Annotated in this window: 5 protein-coding genes; 1 reads left to right on the top strand and 4 read right to left on the bottom strand. The window is 66.6% G+C overall.

Annotated features, from left to right (window positions below; translation table 11 throughout):
- Positions 1–706: methyl-accepting chemotaxis protein (locus ACIPIA_RS08920; RefSeq protein WP_400508674.1), on the top strand; the 706-nt coding region annotated here is incomplete at its 5' end.
- 1 nt (position 707) lies between these two features.
- Here the strand turns inward: ACIPIA_RS08920 and ACIPIA_RS08915 are convergent.
- The 4 genes from ACIPIA_RS08915 to ACIPIA_RS08900 are packed head-to-tail and all read right to left on the bottom strand — an operon-like array spanning position 708 to position 5,813.
- Positions 708–1,925: a phosphopentomutase gene (locus ACIPIA_RS08915; RefSeq protein ID WP_400508672.1), complete on the bottom strand. Its 1,218-nt coding sequence runs from the start codon at positions 1,923–1,925 to the stop codon at positions 708–710.
- Positions 1,926–1,927: 2 nt separating this feature from the next.
- Positions 1,928–3,556, bottom strand: coding sequence for an ABC transporter ATP-binding protein (locus ACIPIA_RS08910; RefSeq protein ID WP_400508670.1), 1,629 nt, complete (start codon positions 3,554–3,556; stop codon positions 1,928–1,930).
- Positions 3,553–4,725, bottom strand: a complete 1,173-nt coding sequence (locus tag ACIPIA_RS08905) for an ABC transporter permease (protein ID WP_400508668.1) — start codon at positions 4,723–4,725, stop codon at positions 3,553–3,555. Before ACIPIA_RS08905 ends, ACIPIA_RS08910 begins: the two co-directional genes overlap by 4 nt.
- A gap of 2 nt (positions 4,726–4,727) precedes the next feature.
- Positions 4,728–5,813, bottom strand: a complete 1,086-nt coding sequence (locus ACIPIA_RS08900; protein WP_400508667.1) for a microcin C ABC transporter permease YejB — start codon at positions 5,811–5,813, stop codon at positions 4,728–4,730.
- Positions 5,814–5,991 lie beyond the last annotated feature (178 nt).

Below are 5,991 nucleotides of genomic sequence, written 5' to 3'. Positions count from 1 at the left end.
CGCGCTGGTTTCCGGCTCGGCGGCCGGCACCATGGAAAGCATCGACCACCTTTCTGCCGCCAGTACGGAACTCGTCGCGTCGATCGGGGAGATCGGCCGCAACGCCGGTCACTCGGCCGATGGCTCGAAATCCGCGGCGACGCTGGCGCGCCATGCGAGCACCGAGATCGAGAACCTGGCCCATAGCAGCGAGAATGTCGGCGCCGTCGTCGAAATCATCCGGGGCATCGCGGCACAGACCAGCATGCTCGCGCTCAACGCGACGATCGAGGCCGCGCGAGCCGGCGAGATGGGGCGCGGTTTCGCGGTCGTCGCCAGCGAGGTGAAGACGCTCTCTGCCCAGACCGCCAAGGCTACGGACGACGTCTCGTATCAGATCGGCATGATGCAGCAGGCTTCGCAGCGCTCGCTCAAGTCGATCCGCGAGATCGTCGAGGCGATCGGCGCTGTCGAGAGCGTCGCCGACGCCATCGCATTGTCGGTGGACGAGCAGAGCCGAGCCACGGCGGAGATCGCCCATCAGGTCAGGCTGTCTTTCGAAGGCGCCCAGCGCAGTGCCGATGTTGCCGGAAGCTTCGAGGTCATGACCCGGCAGACCCATGGCGCCGCGCAGCAATTGCAGGGCGCGGCCAACGCGCTCGCACAGCAGGCGCACGACATCCGCCGCGAGGTCGCGCATTTCTGCGAGCGCGTGGCGGCCGCCTGACCTACCAGTGGCGGCCGGGGCCGACTGGCCCGATGCCGAGGAAAATGCCGAGGCTCGCCGCGATATCGGCGAAGCTCTCGCGCCGGCCAAGGGGCTCCGGTGCGATGCCGGGCCCGAAGGCGAGGATCGGCACGTGCTCGCGCGTGTGGTCGGTGCCGGGCCAGCTTGGATCGTTGCCATGGTCGGCGGTGACGACCGCGATGTCGCCCGGCTTCAGTGCCGCTTCGATATGCGGAACCTGTCGGTCGAAGGCCTCCAGCGCCGCCGCGTAGCCGGGGATGTCGCGGCGGTGGCCGAACTCGGTATCGAAATCGACGAGGTTGACGAAGCAGAAGCCGCCATCCGGCAGCCCGTCCCAGGCTTCAAGCGCTGCTTCGAGCATCGCAGCATTGCCGAAGGGCTTGATCTCGGTGCCGGTCGAGCGATGGGCGAAGATGTCGCCGATCTTGCCGACGGTCACCACGGTACGGCCCTGCGCCGTCAGGCGGTCGAGAAGCGTCTCGTCCGGCGGCGGGATCGCGAAATCCTTGCGGTTGGCCGTACGGGTGAAGCCTTCCTCCGGCGAACCCACGAAGGGCCGCGCGATGACCCGGCCGATCCGCAGGGGATCGACGAGGCCGCGGACGACCTTGCATAGCGCATAGAGCCGGTCGAGCCCGAAATGCTCCTCATGCGCCGCGATCTGCAGCACGGAATCGACGGAAGTATAGCAGATCGGCTTGCCCGTCCTGATATGCTCCTCTCCGAGCTCCTCGATGATGACGGTGCCCGATGCATGCTTGTTGCCGAGGATGCCGGGGAGCGCGCCTTCCTTGACGATGCCGGCAATGAGTTCCGGCGGAAACGAGCCCTCCAGCTCCGTGAAGTAACCCCACCGGAACGGCACCGGGCAACCGGCGATCTCCCAGTGGCCGGAGGGCGTGTCCTTGCCTTGGCTGACCTCGACGCCGTAGCCCCAGCGGCCCTCCGGCTTTGCCGGTCTCGCGATGCCGGCGAGCTGCTGGCCGGTCGAGGCCTCGCAGGCATGGACGAGGCCGAGCCGTGCGAGGTTCGGCAGCCTGAGCGGCCCGCTGCGCAGGCCCTCGCGGTCGCCGCGGCCGTCCGCGCAGGCGTCGGCGATATGGCCGAGCGTGTCGGATCCGGCATCGCCGTAGGCGGCCGCATCGGCGGCGCCGCCGCAGCCGACCGAATCGAGCACGATCAGGAGCGCCCGCGCCATGCTCAGTCCCTCACCGCGGCTGTGCTGGCGCTTTCGAGGTTGAGCGCGGCCGCCAGCAGCGCCTGCGTATAGGCCTCGCGCGGCGATGCGAAGATCGCCTCTGCCGGGCCTTCCTCGACCACCTTGCCGTTCTGCATCACCACCACCCGATGCGACAGCGCCCTGACGACCTTGAGGTCGTGGCTGATGAAAAGATAGCCCAGCTTGCGCTTCGCCTGCAGTCCGCGCAGCAATTCGACGATCTGCGCCTGTACGGACATGTCCAGCGCCGAGGTCGGCTCGTCCAGCACCACGAATTTCGGATCGAGCGCCATGGCCCGTGCGATGGCGATGCGCTGGCGCTGGCCGCCGGAGAACTCGTGCGGGTAGCGATCCATCGCTGCCGGGTCGAGCCCGACATCGGCAAGCGCCTGCGCCACGATCTCGCGGCGTCGCTCATAGGTCAGGTTCGGCTGCTGGATGGCGAGGCCCTCCGCCACGATCTCCGCTACCGACATGCGCGGCGAGAGCGAGCCATAGGGATCCTGGAAGACGACCTGGAGGTTCTTGCGCTTCGGGCGGACCTGCTTGCTGGACAGCCCGTCGATGCGGTCGCCGAGGAAGACGATCGGCCCCTCCGAGGAAATCAGCCTGAGAATGGCCAAGCCGAGCGTGGTCTTGCCCGAGCCGGACTCGCCGACGACGCCGAGCGTCTCGCCCTCGCGCACCTTCACCGAGATGCCGTCGACCGCCTTCACATGGCCGGTGACGCGGCGGAGCAGGCCGGACTTGATCGGGAACCAGACCTTGACCGGTCCCGCCTCCAGCAGTGTCGCGGCGTCGGCCGGGACGGGGGAAGGGCGGCCCTTCGGCTCGGCGGCAAGCAGGCGTTTGGTGTAGTCGTGCTGCGGATTGGCAAAGATCTCGCTGACCGGTCCGTGCTCGACGATCTGGCCCTTGAGCATCACGCAGACGCGGTCGGCGATGCGCCGCACGATGCCGAGATCATGGGTGATGAACAGCATCGCCATGCCGAGACGGGCCTGGAGCTCCTTGAGCAGCTTCAGGATCTGCGCCTGAACGGTGACGTCGAGGGCCGTCGTCGGCTCGTCCGCGATCAGCAGCTCCGGCTCGTTCGCAAGCGCCATCGCGATCATCACGCGCTGGCGCTGGCCGCCCGAGAGCTGATGCGGATAGGCATCGAGCCGGCTCGCGGCATCGCGGATGCCGACGAGCTCCAACAGCTCCAGCGTCCGGGTCCGCGCCTTCTCGCCGCGCAGGCCCTTGTGCAGTTCGAGGATCTCGCCGATCTGCCGCTCGATCGTGTGCAGCGGGTTGAGCGAGGTCATCGGCTCCTGGAACACCATGGTGATGTCGTTGCCGCGCACCTTGCGCATCGCGTCTTCGTCGGCCGCGATCAGGTCCTGGTCGTTGAACAGCACCCTGCCCGAGGGGTGATGCGCCGCCGGATAGTTCAGCAGCTTCAGGATCGATAGCGCCGAGACCGACTTGCCCGAGCCGGACTCGCCGACAAGCGCCAGCGTCTCGCCCTTGGCGATCGAGAAGGACACATGGTCGACCGCGAGCGTCTCCCGCCCGCCCTGGCGGAAGGCGACGGAGAGATCTTCGACGGAGAGAAGCGGCGCGCTCATGCGAAGGTCTTTCGCGGGTCGAAGGCATCGCGCACGGCCTCGCCGATGAAGATCAGCAGCGACAGCATCAACGCGATAACGATGAAGCCGGACAGGCCGAGCCAGGGAGCCTGAAGGTTGGCCTTGCCCTGTGCCAGCAATTCGCCCAGCGACGGCGACCCCGGCGGCAGGCCGAAGCCGAGGAAGTCGAGCGAGGTCAGCGTCGTGATCGAGCCGTTCAGGATGAAGGGCAGGAATGTCAGCGTCGCCACCATCGCGTTGGGTAGCAGATGCCGGATCATGATCGTGCGGTTGGAGAGCCCGAGCGCGCGAGCGGCGCGGACATATTCGAAGTTGCGCGCCCGCAGGAACTCGGCTCGCACCACCCCGACCAGAGCCACCCAGGAGAACAGCAGGAGGATGCCGAGCAGCACGAAGAAGCTCGGCGTGATGATCGCTGCCACGATGATCAGCAGATAGAGGGCGGGTATCGAGGTCCAGATCTCGATCAGGCGCTGGAAGATCAGGTCGGTCCAGCCGCCGAAATAGCCCTGGATGGCGCCGGCCGCGATGCCGATCACCGAGGAGAAGGCGCAGAGGATGAGCCCGAACAATACGGAGATACGAAAGCCGTAGATCAACCGCGCGACCACGTCTCGCCCCTGGTCGTCGGTGCCGAGCCAGTTCCATTCTAGGTCGCGGCAGGTCGACCCGCCCGTGCGCTCGGCGATCGGCCTGCACTGCTCGTCCTTCAGCATCCAGGTCGGCGGCGCAGGGGCGGGCACCGGGAGGTCGAGATTATGCGTGCGGTAGGAATAGCGTATCGGCGGCCAGATCGCGAAGCCGTTGGCCGCGATCTCCTTGGCGATGACCGGATCGCGATAATCGGTGGTGGCGAGGAAGCCGCCGAACTTCTCCTCCGGGTAGTTCACTGCGACCGGGAACAGCCACTCGTCCTTGTAGCGCACCACCAGGGGCCGGTCGTTGGCTATGAATTCGGCGAAAAGCGAGAGCACGAAGAGCGCGAGGAAGAGCCAGAGCGACCACCAGCCGCGCTTGTTCGCCTTGAAGTTGTTGAGCCGGCGCCGGTTGATGGGCGAGAGCTTGAGCCAGCCCTGCCTGGCCTCGGCCGGCGCGAGCGCGGTGTCGCTGCGCAGGGCCGGCGGAGCGTCGATCAGCGTGTCGCTCATGCTCACGCCTCCCGGCTCTCGAAATCGATGCGGGGATCGACCCAGCTATAGGTCAGGTCGGTGATGAGATGCACGACGAGGCCGATCAGCGAGAAGATGTAGAGATTGGCGAAGACGACCGGGTAGTCGCGGTTGACGATCGCCTCGAAGGACAGGAGCCCGAGCCCGTCGAGCGAGAAGATCGTCTCGATCAGCAGCGAGCCCGCGAAGAGGGCGTGGACGAAAGCGCCGGGGAAGCCCGCGATCACGATCAGCATCGCATTGCGGAAGACATGGCCATAGAGCACGCCGCGCTCGGACAGGCCCTTCATCCGCGCGGTCAGTACGTATTGCTTCCTGATCTCGTCGAGGAAGGAGTTCTTGGTCAGCAGCGTCGAGGTCGCGAAGGCGCCGAGAGCCATGGCCAGGACCGGCAGCGTGATGTGCCAGAGATAGTCCTTCGCCTTGCCGAACAGGCTGAGCTCCGCCCAGTTGTCGGAGGTCAGCCCTCTCAGCGGAAAGATCTGCCAGAACGAACCACCGGCGAAGAGAACGATCAGCAGGATCGCGAAGAGAAAGCTCGGGATGGCGTAGCCGACGATGACGACGGCGCTCGTCCAGGTATCGAAGCGCGAGCCCTCCTTCACCGCCTTGCGGATGCCGAGCGGGATCGAGATCGCGTATGAGATCAGCGTCATCCACAGGCCCAGCGTGATCGAAACCGGCAGCTTCTCCTTGATCAGCTGCAGAACGGGGGCGTCGCGAAAGTAGCTGCGGCCGAAATCGAAGCGGGCATAGTCGCCGAGCATCTTCAGGAAGCGCTCATGCGCCGGCTTGTCGAAGCCGAACTGCTTCTCCAGCTCCTTGATGAAGGCGGGGTCGAGGCCCTGCGCACCGCGATAGGCCGATGCCTCGCCCTGCGCACCGGCATCGCCCATCTGGCCCCCGCCGACGCGGTCGGCGGCACCGCTGTTAGGGTTCTGGAGCTGCGAGATCACGCGCTCGACGGGCCCGCCCGGCGCGAACTGAACGATGACGAAGGAGACGAGCAGGATGCCGAACAGCGTCGGCACCATCAGCGCGAGGCGCCGGGCGATATAGCTCAGCATGCCCCGCTCACGCCTTTCCGATCCGCTTGGCCTTCTCGGCGTCGTACCACCAGATCGCCGGCGCGCCGGAGGAGAATTTCGGCTTGGTGGCCGGCCGGTCGTACATGTCCCAGTAGGCGAGCCATTCCTCGTCGTTCCACCACATCGGAATCCAGTAGCGGCCGGCACGCAGCAGGCG

This window comes from Allobosea sp. CER48 (assembly GCF_044752385.1).
Lineage (GTDB): Bacteria > Pseudomonadota > Alphaproteobacteria > Rhizobiales > Beijerinckiaceae > Allobosea.
This window is presented reverse-complemented; position numbering and strand designations above follow the sequence as displayed.

Bases quoted from the DNA above. Each gene is read 5' to 3' on its own strand.
- ACIPIA_RS08910 (WP_400508670.1), bottom strand. From the start codon at position 3,556: ATGAGCGCGCCGCTTCTCTCCGTCGAAGATCTCTCCGTCGCCTTCCGC.
- ACIPIA_RS08905 (WP_400508668.1), bottom strand. From the start codon at position 4,725: ATGAGCGACACGCTGATCGACGCTCCGCCGGCCCTGCGCAGCGACACC.
- ACIPIA_RS08900 (WP_400508667.1), bottom strand. From the start codon at position 5,813: ATGCTGAGCTATATCGCCCGGCGCCTCGCGCTGATGGTGCCGACGCTG.
- ACIPIA_RS08915 (WP_400508672.1), bottom strand. From the start codon at position 1,925: ATGGCGCGGGCGCTCCTGATCGTGCTCGATTCGGTCGGCTGCGGCGGC.